Source organism: Lutimaribacter saemankumensis (assembly GCF_900100005.1).
Taxonomy (GTDB): domain Bacteria; phylum Pseudomonadota; class Alphaproteobacteria; order Rhodobacterales; family Rhodobacteraceae; genus Lutimaribacter; species Lutimaribacter saemankumensis.
The window spans coordinates 558,356-572,708 of the sequence record NZ_FNEB01000001.1 but is presented as its reverse complement, the minus strand read 5'-3'; the positions used below and the strand labels follow the sequence as shown (position 1 = coordinate 572,708).

11 protein-coding genes and 1 pseudogene are annotated in these 14,353 nt (G+C 63.9%); 6 read left to right on the top strand and 6 right to left on the bottom strand.

The genetic code is table 11. The features are described 5' to 3' along the window. Both BLT50_RS02760 and BLT50_RS19830 read left to right on the top strand, forming a co-directional pair. Window positions 1-3,935 (top strand): annotated as a pseudogene (locus BLT50_RS02760) (baseplate multidomain protein megatron). Between the two features lie 2 nt (window positions 3,936-3,937). Continuing rightward, window positions 3,938-4,312 (top strand): DUF7742 family protein, encoded by a 375-nt coding sequence (locus tag BLT50_RS19830; protein ID WP_483869204.1) that lies wholly within the window; start codon window positions 3,938-3,940, stop codon window positions 4,310-4,312. On the opposite strand, the gene BLT50_RS02750 is transcribed toward BLT50_RS19830, so the two are convergent. Further along, window positions 4,216-4,593, bottom strand: coding sequence for a TraR/DksA family transcriptional regulator (locus BLT50_RS02750; protein WP_245723261.1), 378 nt, complete (start codon window positions 4,591-4,593; stop codon window positions 4,216-4,218). The genes BLT50_RS19830 and BLT50_RS02750 overlap by 97 nt on opposite strands. A 45-nt stretch (window positions 4,594-4,638) precedes the next feature. Between BLT50_RS02750 and cysE the strand changes: the two genes are divergently transcribed. Both cysE and BLT50_RS02740 read left to right on the top strand, forming a co-directional pair. Then, window positions 4,639-5,448 carry a serine O-acetyltransferase gene (gene cysE / locus BLT50_RS02745; RefSeq protein ID WP_090026225.1) on the top strand — a complete coding sequence of 270 codons (810 nt, stop codon included), beginning with the start codon at window positions 4,639-4,641 and terminating at the stop codon, window positions 5,446-5,448. A gap of 57 nt (window positions 5,449-5,505) precedes the next feature. Next, window positions 5,506-6,708 carry a permease gene (locus tag BLT50_RS02740; protein ID WP_090026223.1) on the top strand — a complete coding sequence of 401 codons (1,203 nt, stop codon included), beginning with the start codon at window positions 5,506-5,508 and terminating at the stop codon, window positions 6,706-6,708. 114 nt (window positions 6,709-6,822) lie between these two features. Here BLT50_RS02740 and BLT50_RS02735 read toward each other — a convergent pair whose 3' ends face one another. From BLT50_RS02735 to BLT50_RS02720, 4 genes are all read right to left on the bottom strand, one after another. After that, window positions 6,823-8,154 carry a pyruvate dehydrogenase complex dihydrolipoamide acetyltransferase gene (locus tag BLT50_RS02735; RefSeq protein ID WP_090026220.1) on the bottom strand — a complete coding sequence of 444 codons (1,332 nt, stop codon included), beginning with the start codon at window positions 8,152-8,154 and terminating at the stop codon, window positions 6,823-6,825. Between the two features lie 12 nt (window positions 8,155-8,166). Further along, a complete protein-coding gene (locus BLT50_RS02730; protein ID WP_090026218.1) occupies window positions 8,167-9,555 on the bottom strand; it encodes a pyruvate dehydrogenase complex E1 component subunit beta in 1,389 nt (462 codons plus the stop codon). A gap of 18 nt (window positions 9,556-9,573) precedes the next feature. Beyond that, window positions 9,574-10,584: a pyruvate dehydrogenase (acetyl-transferring) E1 component subunit alpha gene (gene pdhA, locus BLT50_RS02725; RefSeq protein WP_090026216.1), complete on the bottom strand. Its 1,011-nt coding sequence runs from the start codon at window positions 10,582-10,584 to the stop codon at window positions 9,574-9,576. Window positions 10,585-10,739: 155 nt separating this feature from the next. Beyond that, window positions 10,740-11,039 (bottom strand): FtsB family cell division protein, encoded by a 300-nt coding sequence (locus tag BLT50_RS02720; RefSeq protein ID WP_090026214.1) that lies wholly within the window; start codon window positions 11,037-11,039, stop codon window positions 10,740-10,742. A gap of 192 nt (window positions 11,040-11,231) precedes the next feature. Here BLT50_RS02720 and BLT50_RS02715 point away from each other — a divergent pair, with 192 nt between their 5' ends. Then, entirely contained in the window at window positions 11,232-12,854 is a 1,623-nt protein-coding gene (locus BLT50_RS02715) for an acyl-CoA dehydrogenase family protein (RefSeq protein WP_090027032.1), read from the top strand. A gap of 181 nt (window positions 12,855-13,035) precedes the next feature. Here the strand turns inward: BLT50_RS02715 and BLT50_RS02710 are convergent, their stop codons facing one another. Beyond that, window positions 13,036-13,290 (bottom strand): HP1242/YdcH family protein, encoded by a 255-nt coding sequence (locus tag BLT50_RS02710; RefSeq protein ID WP_090026212.1) that lies wholly within the window; start codon window positions 13,288-13,290, stop codon window positions 13,036-13,038. A gap of 103 nt (window positions 13,291-13,393) precedes the next feature. Between BLT50_RS02710 and BLT50_RS02705 the strand changes: the two genes are divergently transcribed. Continuing rightward, on the top strand, window positions 13,394-14,344 hold the full coding sequence (locus BLT50_RS02705; RefSeq protein ID WP_090026210.1) for a hydrogen peroxide-inducible genes activator: 951 nt from the start codon (window positions 13,394-13,396) through the stop codon (window positions 14,342-14,344). Window positions 14,345-14,353 lie beyond the last annotated feature (9 nt).

Here is a 14,353-nt window from a genome sequence, read left to right as displayed (position 1 = left end):
ATGGCGACGATAGTTCTGTCTGCAGCCGGGGCCGCAATTGGCGGATCGGTCGGGGGGTCATTCCTTGGCCTGTCATCGGTGGTGATCGGCCGCTTTGCGGGTGCGAGCCTTGGCCGTGTGATCGATCAGCGCCTGATGGGGCAGGGATCGGACGCGGTCGAGCATCACCAGGGCCGCACCGAAAGGTTTCGGATCACCTCGGCGGGTGAAGGGGTGCCGGTTGCACAGGTGTATGGCCGGATGCGCGTGGGCGGGCACGTGATCTGGGCGAGCGCATTTCAGGAGCATGTCACGCAAACCTCGACCGGAGGCGGTGGCGGCAAGGGAGCGCCGGCCCGGCCGCAGGCGCGGTCGACGACCTACAGCTACAGCTACTCTGTCAGTCTGGCGATTGCGCTGTGCGAGGGTCAGATCGGCGGCGTTCTGCGGGTCTGGGCGGACGGGGTGGAAATGGCGCCAGAAGATCTGAACATGCGCGTCTACAACGGTTCGCGCGATCAGATGCCTGACCCGACGATCGCGGCGCTTGAAGGGGCGGGCGCGGTACCGGCCTACAGGGGGACGGCCTATGTCGTCATGGATGCCTTGCCGCTGGAGCAATTCGGCAACCGGGTGCCGCAGTTCAGTTTCGAAGTCCTCAGGCCCGAGGAAGTGAAAGGCATCGACCGCGACCCTGCGCAGAACGTGCGGGCCGTTGCCCTGATGCCCGGCACAGGTGAATACGCGCTTGCGACATCGCGGGTGGTGGCAAAATACGGGCCGGGCCAAAGCCGCAGCCTGAACGTGAACACGCCCTCGGGCCAGACCGACATGGAGACATCGCTGGACGCGCTGGAGGCAGAGCTGCCGTCCTGCGAGGCAGTGTCGCTGATCGTGAGCTGGTTCGGCGACGACCTGCGCGCGCAGGCGTGCCGTTTGCGGCCCAAGGTCGAACAAGGCGAATTCGACGGGGCGGACATGCCTTGGACCGTGTCTGGCCTGACGCGGCGGGATGCCGGTCTGGTGCCGGACGAACACGGGCGGGTCGTCTATGGCGGTACACCGGCGGATGAGGCTGTCACCGAGGCGATCCGGGGGCTGACGACCAGGGGTAAACAGGTGATGTTCTATCCGTTCATCCTGATGGAGCAGCTGGATGGCAACGGGCTGGTCGATCCCTGGACGGGGGGGAGCATCAGCCGCGCCTGCCCTGGCGTGGGCGGATCACCGGATCGGTTGCGCCCGGCCGTGCCGGTTCCCCTGATGAAACGGTGGCTGCAGAGATCGAGGTTTCGCAATTCGTGGGAACGGTCCGTGCGTCGGATTTTACGGTGGCAAATGGCGTCGTGACGTATTCGGGCCCGGATGAATGGAGCTATAGCCGGTTCATCCTGCATTATGCGGCGCTTTGTGCGGCGGCAGGTGGGGTCGATGCGTTCTGTATCGGATCGGAAATGCGGGGTCTGACGCAACTGCGCGGTGATACGGATCGCTTTCCGTTTGTTTCCGCTTTGCGCGGGCTTGCGTCCGAGGCGCGAGCCTTGTTGGGGTCTGGCGTAAGGATCGGTTACGCGGCCGACTGGTCGGAATATTTCGGCTATCAGCCAGACGACGGCAGCGGGGACAGGTATTTTCATCTCGACCCACTATGGGCCGATCCCGAGATCGATTTCATCGGGATCGACAATTACATGCCGCTATCGGATTGGCGTGACGAAACCGGGCATGCCGATGCCGGATGGGGCAGCATCTACAACCTCGATTATCTCAAGGCGAATGTCGCGGGCGGAGAAGGGTACGACTGGTTCTATCATTCGCCCGAGGCGCGCGATGCGCAAATTCGCACACCGATCACTGACGATGAACATGGAGAACCGTGGATCTGGCGGTACAAGGATATACGGGGCTGGTGGTCGAACCATCACCATGAGCGCATAGGGGGTGTGAGGCAAGAGACACCGACAGGTTGGCAGCCACGCTCGAAACCCATCGTCTTTACCGAGCTGGGCTGTGCGGCGATCGACAAGGGCACGAACCAACCCAACAAGTTTCTCGATCCGAAATCGTCGGAATCGGCATATCCGCATTACTCGAACGGGATGCGGGACGAGCTGAATCAGATGCAATATCTGCGTGCGACCTATGCACATTGGCTGGACCCGCAAAACAACCCGGTTTCCGAGGTTTATGGCGGCCTGATGGTGGACATGTCGCGGGCTTTTGTCTGGGCCTGGGACGCGCGGCCCTATCCGTTCTTTCCCGGAAATCGCGACCTCTGGGCCGATGGTGAGAATTATGTGCGCGGGCATTGGATCAGCGGGCGGATGGCGGGGCGTTCGCTGGCTTCGATCTTCGATGAGGTCTGCGCGCGCGCGGGTCTGCATGAGGTGGATACGTCGGAACTGTATGGGTTTGTCCGAGGGTATACCGTTTCGGAGGTCGATACCGCGCGGGGTATCCTTCAGCCCTTGATGCTGGCCTATGGTGTCGATGCGCTGGAGCGGGACGGCAAGCTGGTGTTCCGAATGCGGGGGGCTGCGCCGGAAACTCGGTTAAGGCCAGAGAACACGGTCGAAACCGACGAGATCGATGGCCGGGTGGAGATCACACGGGCGGCAGAGGCGGAAATGGCGGGGCGTCTGCGTTTGCGGTTCGTCGAGACCGATGCCGATTATGGGGTGGCGGCAGAAGAGGCGGTGCTGCCCGATGAGGCGACGCATGCGGTTTCGACCTCGGATATTTCGATGGCATTGACCCGTCGCGAGGGGCGCCAGGTGCTGGAGCGCTGGCTGGCCGAAGCGCGCGTGGCGCGCGATACGTTGCGGGTGGCCTTGCCGCCATCGCTGCAGAACCTCGGCGCCGGGGACGTGCTGGAGGTTGAGGCCGGCAAGTTCAGGATCGATCGTGTCGAGCAGGGACCGTTCCAGATGATCGAAGCGGTCCGCATGGAGCGCGCGGTCTATGCGCCGGCCGAGTTGGACGAGAGCATCGCGCGGATGGCGCCGTTCGTCGCCCCGGCACCAGCAGAGGTGGAGTTCATGGATCTGCCGCTGATCCAGGGGGATGAGCAGCCGCACAGCCCGCATGTTGCAGCGACGGCCATCCCGTGGCCAGGCAGCGTGGCGGTTTATGGCAGTGCGACGGGGGCTGATTTTTCGCTCAACACCATTTTGGCGGCACAAGCCACGATGGGCACGCTTGCGACCCCCTTGCAGGCCGGGCCGGTTGGGCGGATGCATTGGGCGGGCGATGTCGATGTGCGGCTTGTGTCCGGCGAATTGCAGAGCATTTCGATGGCGGCTCTGCTTTCAGGCGGGAATCTGGCGGCGGTTGGGAACGGCACGCCCGAGGGTTGGGAGATCATCCAGTTCCAACAGGCTGAAATCGTCGATTCCGGGCTTTACCGCTTGCGCGGCTTGTTGCGCGGCCAGCTTGGAAGCGATGCGGTGATGGCCCCGATCTGGCCGGTTGGTGCGCGGTTCGTGTTGCTGGACAGTGCGCCAAGGCAGCTTGAACTGCCGTCCGTTGCGCGTGGCGTTACGCGGCACTACCGCGTCGGTCCGGCAAAGCAACCGGTGGACGATCCGTCCTTTACCCCGTTCGAGCTTGCGTTCAGCGGTGTCGGTTTGCGTCCTTACGCCCCGGCACATCTTAGGGCCAAGCGTGCACCGGATGGTGCGCTGGGCGTGTCGTGGATCAGGCGCACCCGCATCAATGGTGATAGCTGGGATGGCGTCGATGTACCGGTGGGGGAAGAGAGCGAGGCCTATCTGCTGCGCGTGCTTCAGGGCGGGGCGGTTCTGCAGGAGCGGGTTCTGAGCGATCCGTTCTGGCAGTACGATCCTGGCGACGAGTTGGCGGATACCGGTGGTGATCCTTACGAAATCGCGGTGGCCCAGATTTCGGCCGAGGTGGGGCCGGGCTATTTCGCGCGCCATGCGGTTTGGCCTGTGTGATCATGCGGCGGGTCTTGCATGGCGACGTCGTTGCCGCGGCGCGGATGCTTTTGACGCTTTCCCGCAAGGATCGCGAGGCGGCGTTCGTAAGGCTGGTCGAGCGGGCCCATGCCGCGGATCTCTACCGCCGCAGGGAGGGCCGTGCGCATCCGCATTGGGGCGACGGCACGCTGCGTTCGGCAGTTTTGCCGACCGACCTGCCACCCGAACCACCTTTGAGCAACGGCGCCTACCTGGATTGCCTGCTGGCGGTTCTGAGCGGGCTTTCGCGGCGCGCGGGCTATCCGCGCGCGCAGGAAATGCATTTCGGGGTGGCGGGGTCGAGTTCCAGCCGCTTTGCGGCGATCTCTTCCCCGCAATCGGTGCAAAAGCCATAGTCGCCTTCCTCGAGGCGCGTGAGGGCAAGGCGCAGGCGCTGGGCCTCATTCGTGCGGCGATTCTGGTTGGCCTTGGCCATCGACTGGTTCAACAGCGCGTCCTGCCGGGACAGACGACCGACCGACTGTTGATCAAGCTGAACGGTTTCCTGACCCTGTTTGCCAAGGGCATCGGCGCTTTCGATCTCGTCCAGACGCGCCCTAAGCAATGTGCGAAACTGATTCTGCGCCGTTTCATCCATGATCGCGATCCCCTTCATCACGGGTTTGCGTTTTCGCATGGGCAGCCTATCTGCTATAGTCACGCCAAGCAAAGGAGCGTCGACATGGCTGAAACGCGCAAGAGACTGGCCGAAATCGATCCGGTCTGGTCGCAAATTCGCGACGAATCGGAACAGGCCGTAAAGGATGAGCCGCTGCTTGGCGGATTGATCCATTCCTCGGTTCTGCATCACGAGTCGCTGGAATGTGCGCTTGCCTATCGCTGCGCCTTGAAGCTGGCTTCGGGTGAAATGTCCGAACAGTTGATCCGCGAGATTTGCGACGCGGCCTATCGGGATTCGCCGGGTTTGGCGCAGGATGCCCGCGCCGACATCGCGGCGGTCTACGATCGCGACCCGGCCTGCCACCGGTTCCTGCAGCCGCTCTTGTTCTTCAAGGGGTTCCAGGCGCTGCAGGCCTATCGCATCGCGCATTGGCTGTGGAAAACGGGCCGGCGTGACATGGCTTATTTCTTTCAGATGCGCACATCCGAGATTTTCGGTGTCGACATCCACCCGGCGGCCCGTATGGGGCGGGGCATCATGATCGACCATGCCCATTCCATCGTCATCGGTGAAACCGCCGTGGTTGGCGACAATGTCTCGATGCTGCATTCCGTGACCCTGGGCGGGACCGGCAAGGAAGAGGAAGACCGCCATCCGAAGATCGGCGATGGCGTTCTGATCGGGGCCGGGGCCAAGGTGCTGGGCAATATCCAGATCGGGCATTGTTCGCGGATTGCGGCGGGTTCGGTCGTGCTGCATGACGTGCCGCCCAAATCCACCGTCGCCGGCGTTCCGGCCAAGGTCGTCGGCGAGGCGGGCTGTGCGCAGCCTTCGGTCACGATGAACCAGATCCTGCGCGACGCGCTTTGATAACAGACACGAACCAGCCGCCCCCGGGCTGAGCGCGGGGAACAGGAAGGGGGAGCTATGGCATTTCTGTCCTTGTGGGCAGAGGCCGCACTGACATCTGCCGGTTTTTTCTGGATGGCGTTCTGGGCGTTTGGCCTAGGCTATGTCATCAGTGCGGCGATTCAATTGTTCGTCGGGCGGGCGCAGATGCGGCGCGCGATGGGCGAACGTGAGGGGCGCGCCGTCGCGCTGGCGACGTTTTTCGGCTTCATATCATCATCTTGCAGCTTTTCGGCGCTGGCGACGACGCGGGCGTTGTTCGCAAAGGGGGCGGGCTTTGTGCCGTCGCTGGCGTTTCTGCTGGCATCGACCAATCTGGTGATCGAACTGGGGATCGTCATTTCGGTGTTTTTAAGCTGGCAATTCGTTGTGGCCGAATATGTCGGCGGGATCGTCCTGATCCTGCTTATGTGGGGGCTGGTCCGTCTGAGCTTTCCGCGACGACTGGTCGATGACGTGCGCGCCCGTCTGGAGGCGGGCGAAGAGGCGCAAACGCTTGGGATATCGGCCCTGTTCGGATCGTTCGCGGCATGGGGGCGCCTGGCGCAGGCCTATCTTGGCGAGTGGCGCATGGTCTGGAAGGACGTGACCGTGGGCTTTGCGACGGCGGGAATCATCGCAGCCTTCGTGCCGCCGGCGTTTTTCACCTGGCTGTTCCCCGGTACGGGGGCTGACGAGCTGGGCCTTTGGCAGGTTGTCAGCCATGCGCTGATTGGCCCCGTTGCGGCGTTTTTCACCTTTATCGGGTCGATGGGGAATATCCCGCTGGCCGGGCTGCTGTTCGCCAACGGTGTCAGCATGGCCGGTATCATGGCATTCATCTTTTCCGATCTCGTGGTGTTCCCGGTGATCCGGGTGCATGCGCAATATTACGGCTGGCGCATGGCCGGGTATATCGCGGCGGTTTTCCTGGTGGCGCTGGTTGTGGCGGCTTTGATCATGCATGTCGGGTTCACGGCCCTGGGGCTGGTCCCGGAGGCCCAGGGGACCGGGCTGATCGCGCCTGGGGAGCGGTTCGCCATCGACTATACTTTTTGGCTGAACCTGTTCTTCGGTGCCGTGACATGTGGTTTCGGCTGGATTGCATGGCGCACCAACAAGGGCGGCGGCCACCATCACGACCACAGCCACGGCGGGGCGCTGGACCGTGTGCTTTTCTGGCTGGCGCTGCTGGCCTGGGGGTGGCTGATCGGGGGGCTGATGCTGAACCTGATCGTCTGAACGGCCGCAACCTTGCCCTGGCGCGATGGGTCAGGACCGCCCTGTAAGTAACTGACAGAAAACAAAACCGCCCCGCAGTACCCTGCGAGGCGGCTTTTGGATCATGTCGTTCGATCAGGCCAGCATTGCCATCGGGTTTTCCAGGTTGTCGACGATCTGCTGCAGCAGTTCCGCCCCGAGCGCGCCGTCGATTACGCGGTGATCGACGCTGAGCGTGACGCTCATCGCCGTTGCAACGGCCAGTTCACCGTCCTTGCCGACGACGGGTTTCTTCACGCCCGCACCAACCGCCAGGATCGCCCCGTGCGGCGGGTTGATCACGGCATCGAAATTGTCGATGCCGAACATGCCCAGGTTCGAGATCGCAAAACTGCCGCCCTGGTATTCATGCGGGGCCAGCTTGCGGTCGCGGGCGCGGGTGGCGAGGTCTTTCATCGCCGAAGACAGCGCAGACAGCGTCTTGGTTTCGGCGTCCTGAATGACCGGCGTGAACAACCCGCCTTCGATCGCCACGGCCACGGCCACGTCAGATGCCTTCATCTGGAGCACACGGTCGCCCGCCCAGACCGCGTTGGCGGCGGGGACGGCTTGCAGCGCCAGCGCGCAGGCCTTGATGATGAAGTCGTTGACGCTGAGCTTGACCCCGCGATGTTCCAGTTGTGCGTTCAGCTCGGAACGGAACTTCAGCAGCGCATCCAGGCGGATGTCGCGCCGCAGGTAGAAATGCGGAATGGTCTGCTTGGCCTCGGTCAGGCGCGCGGCAATGGTGCGGCGCATCCCGTCGAGCTTGATTTCCTCGTAGTCGCGGCCCTCGTACATCTTCAGCACGGTTTCGGTCGCGAGGCCGGCAGGCGCCGCAGCCGGGGCAGGGGCGCTGCCCGATGCCGCCGGGGCCGCATCGCCGCGCGCGGACGCCTGCGCGGCGCGGGCGCCCGGCGTGGCGTTTTCTACATCTGCCTTCACGATCCGGCCACGCGGGCCGCTGCCCGCAATCTGGCTTAGGTCGAGACCCTTGTCGGCCGCGATGCGGCGTGCAAGCGGAGAGGCAAATATGCGTTCGCCATCGCCGGATTTCGGCGCGGGCGGGGCACTGGCGGCCTCGGGGGCCGCAGCGGGCTTTTCATCGCTGTCGCCTTCCGCGGGCGCTGCCTTGGCTTCGGGTTTGGCGGCACCGGCATCGCCGGCGATGTCATCGGCGCTTTCGCCTTCTTCCAGCAGGACGGCGATGGCGGTGTTGACCTTTACGTTCTCGGTGCCTTCGGGCACGAGGATCTTGCCGATGGTGCCTTCGTCCACCGCCTCGAATTCCATCGTGGCCTTGTCGGTCTCGATCTCGGCCAGCAGGTCACCGGCGCTGACGGTGTCGCCTTCCTTGACCAGCCATTTCGCCAGTGTGCCTTCCTCCATCGTGGGGGACAGGGCGGGCATCAGGATTTCCGTGGGCATCGCGCGTCCTCCTTAGCGGTAGGTGACTTGGTTGACCGCCGCGATCACCTCGTCGACCGAGGTCAGGGCGTGGCGTTCGAGGTTGGCGGCATAGGGCATCGGCACGTCCTTGCCCGTCACGTTCACCACCGGCGCGTCGAGGTAGTCGAACGCGCGCTGCATGATGACCGCGCCGATATGGTTGCCGATCGACCCCACGGGCCAGCCTTCTTCGATGGTGACGCAGCGGTTGGTCTTCATCACGCTGGCCAGTACGGTGTCGTAGTCGATCGGGCGCAGCGTGCGCAGGTCGATCACCTCGGCCTCGACGCCGTCTGCGGCCAGTTTCTCGGCTGCCTCAAGCGCATAGGTCATGCCAATGCCAAAGCTGACAAGGGTCACATCGCTGCCTTCGCGCCAGATACGGGCCTTGCCGAAGGGGATGGTGAAATCGTCCAGCACCGGCACGTCGAAGGACTTGCCGTAGAGGATCTCGTTTTCCAGGAACACGACCGGGTTCGGGTCGCGGATCGCCGATTTAAGCAGGCCCTTCGCGTCCGAGGCCGAATAGGGCATCACCACCCTTAGACCGGGGATCTGCGCGTACCATGCGGCGTAATCCTGGCTGTGCTGGGCGGCGACGCGCGCCGCTGCGCCGTTGGGGCCGCGGAACACGATCGGGCTGCCCATCTGACCGCCGGACATATAGAGCGTCTTGGCCGCCGAGTTGATGATCTGGTCGATGGCCTGCATCGCGAAGTTCCATGTCATGAACTCGACGATCGGGCGCAAACCGCCCCAGGACGCGCCGACGCCGACCCCGGCAAAGCCGTGTTCGGTGATGGGCGTGTCGATCACCCGCTTGCCGCCGAATTCGTCCAGCAGACCCTGCGTTATCTTGTAGGCGCCCTGGTATTCGGCCACTTCCTCACCCATGACGAAAACAGTGTCGTCGCGGCGCATTTCCTCGGCCATGGCATCGCGCAGCGCCTCGCGCACGGTCTGTTTCTTGAGTTCCGTGCCTTCGGGCCAGTCAGGGCTGCGGTCGGGCTGGGGCGCATCGGCGGTGGAGTCGTCGCGCGGGGCGCTTTTCGCCGCGGCGGGCGCGGGTGCCGCTTCGTCTGCGGTCGCGGACGACGCCGCGGGTGCAGATGGCGCTTCGATATCGTCGGCGCTTTCGCCTTCGTCCAGCAGCATGGCGATGGCAGTGTTGACCTTCACGCCCTCGGTGCCTTCTTCGATCAGGATCTTGCCAATGGTGCCTTCATCGACCGCTTCGAACTCCATCGTGGCCTTGTCGGTTTCGATCTCGGCCAGGATGTCGCCGGCTTTGACTTCGTCGCCTTCCTTGACCAGCCACTTGGCCAATGTGCCTTCTTCCATCGTGGGCGAGAGGGCGGGCATCAGGATTTCAGTTGCCATTGTCTTTGTCTCCTCCCGTCACGCGTTCTGCGGCGCCACGTCGGCGTAAATGTCCGTCCACAACTCATCGAGCGCGGGTTCGGGGCTTTCCTTTGCGAAATCGGCGCTTTCGTTCACGATGGCCTTGATCTCCTTGTCGATCGCTTTCAGGTCATCCTCGGTCGCATGGTTGCCCTGCAGCAGCAGGTCGCGCACATGTTCGATGGCGTCCTTTTCCTCGCGGATCTTCTGCACCTCTTCGCGGGTGCGGTATTTTGCGGGGTCCGACATGGAATGGCCGCGATAGCGGTAGGTCTTGATTTCCAGGATGTAGGGGCCCTTGCCCGCGCGGCAGTGTTTCACCGCCTTGGCGCCCGCGTCGCGCACCGCCAGAACGTCCATGCCGTCGACGGCCTCGCCGGGGATGCCGAACGCCTCGCCTCGGGTGTGGATATCAGGGGTCGAGGTCGACCGCTTCTGCGAAGTGCCCATGGCGTATTGGTTGTTCTCGATCACGAACACCACCGGAAGATCCCAGAGCGCGGCCATGTTGAAGGTTTCGTAGACCTGCCCCTGGTTCGCGGCGCCGTCACCGAAATAGGTGAATGTCACGCGGTCGTTGCCCAGGTACTTGTCGGCGAAGGCAAGACCCGCCCCAAGCGGGACGTTGGCGCCCACGATGCCGTGGCCGCCATAGAAATGCTTCTCTTTCGAGAACATGTGCATCGAGCCGCCCTTGCCCTTGGAATAGCCGCCCTCGCGGCCGGTCAATTCGGCCATGACGCCCTTTGCGTCCATCCCGCAGGCCAGCATGTGACCGTGGTCGCGGTAGGTGGTGATGCGCTTGTCGCCTTCTTCGGCCACGGCTTCGAGTCCGACGACAACCGCTTCCTGACCGATATAGAGGTGGCAGAAACCGCCGATCAGCCCCATGCCGTAAAGCTGACCGGCCTTTTCTTCGAATCGGCGGATCAACAGCATGTCGCGGTAGAACTTTTTCAGCTCATCCGCCGAAACATTCGGTTTTGCTTGGGTTTTTCGTGCAGCCATGCTGCGCCTCCCTTGGCGATTGGCGATAGTTTAGCGTTAAACTATTCATATCGCATCGCGCCGCTCTTGGCGAGAAAGAATTTCCTGCGTGGGGATTGCGGGCATTCTTCGAAGGTGAAGGGGTGGGGGGACCGGCGCGTCCGGCGCCTTGGCCGTCAGCGAATGACGATTTCGTCCGAACGCAGAAGGCCCAGCACATCGCGCGCCTGCTGGTCGAGAAGATCAAGATCCAGGTAGTCGTCGGACAGGCGATGGGTGAGGTTTTCCATCCGCGTGACCTGCGCTTCGAGGCGGTCCAGCTCGGTCTGGAGGTTTGCGCTTTCGGCTTGGATTTCAGCGCGGCGGAACAAGCCGTAATCGCCCTGCACGGCTGCAAAGGTAAAGTAAGCGCCCATCGAGAACGCCACGACAAAGAATGCCAGGATGCCGATTGCCGGGGTTTTGCGCCGCGTCATGGTGTTGCCGTCACTGCCTTGTGCTGCGCCTCTTTCGGGCGCGTTTCATGCACAATGGCATAAGTGATTCGCGCTGTGAATCCCCCTTCTTTCAAAAGCGTGAAGTTTTTTGGCCGTTTGCCGCTGATACGCCGCGTAAGGCTGGTGGCGCGCCGGCGGTTTTGCCATCCTTTCCGCAAGGAGGACCAAACCATGCCCAACACCACGGCCCCGCATAGCGCGCTTTCGACACATGAGGTCATGAACCAGCCGGTGCCACGCGGAGACCGCGATCTGTGGCATGGCGATCAGGCGCTGCGGGCGGCTGCGCAATGGTCCGGCGCCGATGCCGAAGCGCTGGCGCGCGCCGGGGCGGCCTTCGGATCGGCCGAGGCGTGGGAACACGCTGAGAACGCCCGCCGCGATGCGCCGCGGCTGAAGTTGTTCGACCGGTCGGGGCGCCGCCGTGACGAGGTCGAGTTTCATCCGGGCTATCACGCGATCATGCAGATGGGGATGGAGCATGGCTATGCCGCCCATGCCTGGGAAGGTCACGCCGGCGGGCACGCAACACATGCGGCGCTGGTCTATTTCATGGCGCAGGTCGAGCCGGGCATTTCCTGCCCGCTGACCATGACCTATGCCGCTGTGCCCGCGTTAAGTGCGAATCCAGCGCTTGCCGAGACCTGGGTGCCCAAGCTGACGGCGCGGGCCTACGATCCGGCGATCGCGCCGGTGGCGGGCAAGCGTGCGGCGACGATGGGCATGGCGATGACCGAAAAGCAGGGCGGTTCGGACGTGCGCGCCAATTCGACCATCGCCACGCCCGAGGGCGATCATTACCGGCTGCGGGGGCACAAGTGGTTCTGTTCCGCGCCGATGTGCGACGGGTTCCTGACCCTGGCGCAGGCCCCTGGCGGGCTGACCTGTTTCCTGGTGCCGCGCTGGCTGGACGAGGGGCGCAACACGATGCACCTGATGCGCCTGAAGGACAAGTTGGGCAATCGGGCGAATGCCTCGTCCGAGATCGAGTATCACGATGCCATCGCCTTTCGCCTGGGCGACGAAGGGCAGGGCGTCAAGACGATCATCGAAATGGTGCATCACACCCGGCTCGATACCGCGATGGCGCCGGCAGGGCTGATGCGCGCGGCGCTGTCCGAGGCCCATTGGTGGGTGTCGGGGCGCGCGGCCTTTCAGCGCCGGCTGATCGACCAGCCGCTGATGCGCAGCGTCCTGGCCGACCTGACGCTGGAGGCCGAGGCCGCGCTTGCGCTCGGCTTCGGGGCGGCGCGCGCCTTTGACGGGCAGGCCGAGGCGGATCGCGCCTTTGCCCGCATATCCGTGGCGCTGGCCAAGTTCATTTCCAACAAGCGCGCCCCGATGATGATCGTCGAGGCGATGGAATGCCTTGGCGGCATGGGCTACATCGAGGAAACGCCGATGCCGATGCTCTATCGCGAAGCGCCGCTGAATGGCATCTGGGAAGGGTCGGGCAACGTGATCTGCCTCGACATCCTGCGTACGCTGGTCAAGGAGCCGCTGGCCGCCGAGGCGCTGATGGCGCGGCTGCAATCGAACCTTGGGCGCGATGCGCGCTATGACGCCGCGCTGAAGGCCCACCAGGACCGTTGGCCCGCACTGCCGCCCGAGGCCGAGGCGCGGTGGTTTGCGGAAAGCGCGGCCAACCTGTTGGCCGCGGCTTTCCTGCTGGAGCTGGAAAACACCCCCGTTGCCGAGGGGTTCATCGCCACGCGGCTGGACGGGCAACGTGGCCATGTGCCGGGCGCGGTATCGGGCATAGATATCGACGGAATCCTTGCGCGGCTGGCCTGACTGCCCGTAACCGGCGTTCAGGCCCTGCCGCCGTCGATCACCCGCAGGCGCGGCGGCAGTCGCGTGATCCGCTTGTCCGGTTCGGCGCGGCCGTTCGGCGCATCCTCGGTCAGAGCTTCGAACAATTCGTCGATGTCGCGGCTCTGGAACAGCGCCGCCGCGCGGGCGTAATCGTCCGGCCTTATCCCGTTGCGCCCTTTTGCCTTGCGGCGACGTGACCCGCCAGCGGCCGGAGCGTGCGCAGCACACCTTCGTAGCGGGCAAGCTGATCGCGGATCAGCAGCTTGCGCGCCTTGAGGTGGCGCAGCCGCAAAGTGTCGGGGGCGGGGCGCCCTTCTTCGGCGGCGATTTCGCCTTCAAGCTTGGATTTGCGGTTTTTCAGGGCGTTGACCCGTGCCGAAACCGATGCCACGCGCTCAAGAACCTTGGTTTTCATCGCGACCTCCCTAATCGTTGGCGACTTGCAAGGTTGATATGGGCAGGCGGAATGCAAATATTCAGCCAAAGCTTCATCTTTTATCCATAGGATTTTCCTATAAATGACGCTGCAAGCCGACCTGCCTTCGATGCGCCAGTTGCGGTATTTTGTGGCGCTGGCCGATAGCGGCCAGTATCGGCGCGCGGCGGAAAAGATCGGGATCAGCCAGCCATCGCTCAGCCTGCAAATCTCGGCGTTGGAGGAGGTGTTGCGCCTGCGCCTTGTCGAACGGCGGCGCGGCGGCATCATCCTGACGCCCGGCGGGCGTGAAGTGTTGCGGCACGCGCGCGAAATCCTGTCGCGCACCGAGGATATGACCAGCCTGGCGCGGTCGCTGCAATCGGGTATGTTGGGTACGCTGCGGCTGGGGTCGACCCCGACGATCGGGCCTTACATGCTGCCGGGCGTGGTCAAATACCTGCACGAGGCGCATCCCGATCTGAAACTGGCGGCCCGCGACGGTCCGCCCCGCGATGTAGTCGAGGATTTGCTGGCCGGTCGGCATGACGTGATCGTCACGCAATTGCCGTTGGCGGCGGCCGATCTCAGCGTGCGAAGGCTTTATCGCGAACCGCTGCTGCTGGCGGTCGCGGCCGACCACCCGTTGGCCGCGAAGGCAAAACTCGATCATGCGGATCTGTCGGGCGTCGATCTGCTGGCGTTGGACCCGTCCTTTGCCTTGCATGGCCAGGTTGCGGCGCTGTGCCGGGACACCGGCGCGCGGATGCGCGGCGAATACGAGGGCACGAGCCTCGATGCCCTGCGGCAGATGGTGGCGATGAATATGGGTGCGACGCTTTTGCCGGCGCTTTATGCCCGGTCCGAGTTGTCGCATAGCGATGGTGACGTGGTCGTCGTGCCGTTCAGGGCCGGGCTTTACCGCACGGTTGGGGCGGCGTGGCGGCGCAGCCTTGGACGGCCGCGCCTGATCGAGCAGTTCCTTGCCGCGGCCGATCACGTCGTGGCATCGGCCTACAAGGGCCGTGTCCTGCAGGACCGCGGCGCAGGATAATGCCGGGTA

What these genes read in the sequence shown, in the direction of transcription:
- BLT50_RS19830 (WP_483869204.1), top strand. Translation starts at nt 3,938, where the DNA reads ATGCGGCGGGTCTTGCATGGCGACGTCGTTGCCGCGGCGCGGATGCTT.
- BLT50_RS02750 (WP_245723261.1), bottom strand. Translation starts at nt 4,593, where the DNA reads ATGCGAAAACGCAAACCCGTGATGAAGGGGATCGCGATCATGGATGAA.
- cysE (WP_090026225.1), top strand. Translation starts at nt 4,639, where the DNA reads ATGGCTGAAACGCGCAAGAGACTGGCCGAAATCGATCCGGTCTGGTCG.
- BLT50_RS02740 (WP_090026223.1), top strand. Translation starts at nt 5,506, where the DNA reads ATGGCATTTCTGTCCTTGTGGGCAGAGGCCGCACTGACATCTGCCGGT.
- BLT50_RS02735 (WP_090026220.1), bottom strand. Translation starts at nt 8,154, where the DNA reads ATGCCCACGGAAATCCTGATGCCCGCCCTGTCCCCCACGATGGAGGAA.
- BLT50_RS02730 (WP_090026218.1), bottom strand. Translation starts at nt 9,555, where the DNA reads ATGGCAACTGAAATCCTGATGCCCGCCCTCTCGCCCACGATGGAAGAA.
- pdhA (WP_090026216.1), bottom strand. Translation starts at nt 10,584, where the DNA reads ATGGCTGCACGAAAAACCCAAGCAAAACCGAATGTTTCGGCGGATGAG.
- BLT50_RS02720 (WP_090026214.1), bottom strand. Translation starts at nt 11,039, where the DNA reads ATGACGCGGCGCAAAACCCCGGCAATCGGCATCCTGGCATTCTTTGTC.
- BLT50_RS02715 (WP_090027032.1), top strand. Translation starts at nt 11,232, where the DNA reads ATGCCCAACACCACGGCCCCGCATAGCGCGCTTTCGACACATGAGGTC.
- BLT50_RS02710 (WP_090026212.1), bottom strand. Translation starts at nt 13,290, where the DNA reads ATGAAAACCAAGGTTCTTGAGCGCGTGGCATCGGTTTCGGCACGGGTC.
- BLT50_RS02705 (WP_090026210.1), top strand. Translation starts at nt 13,394, where the DNA reads ATGACGCTGCAAGCCGACCTGCCTTCGATGCGCCAGTTGCGGTATTTT.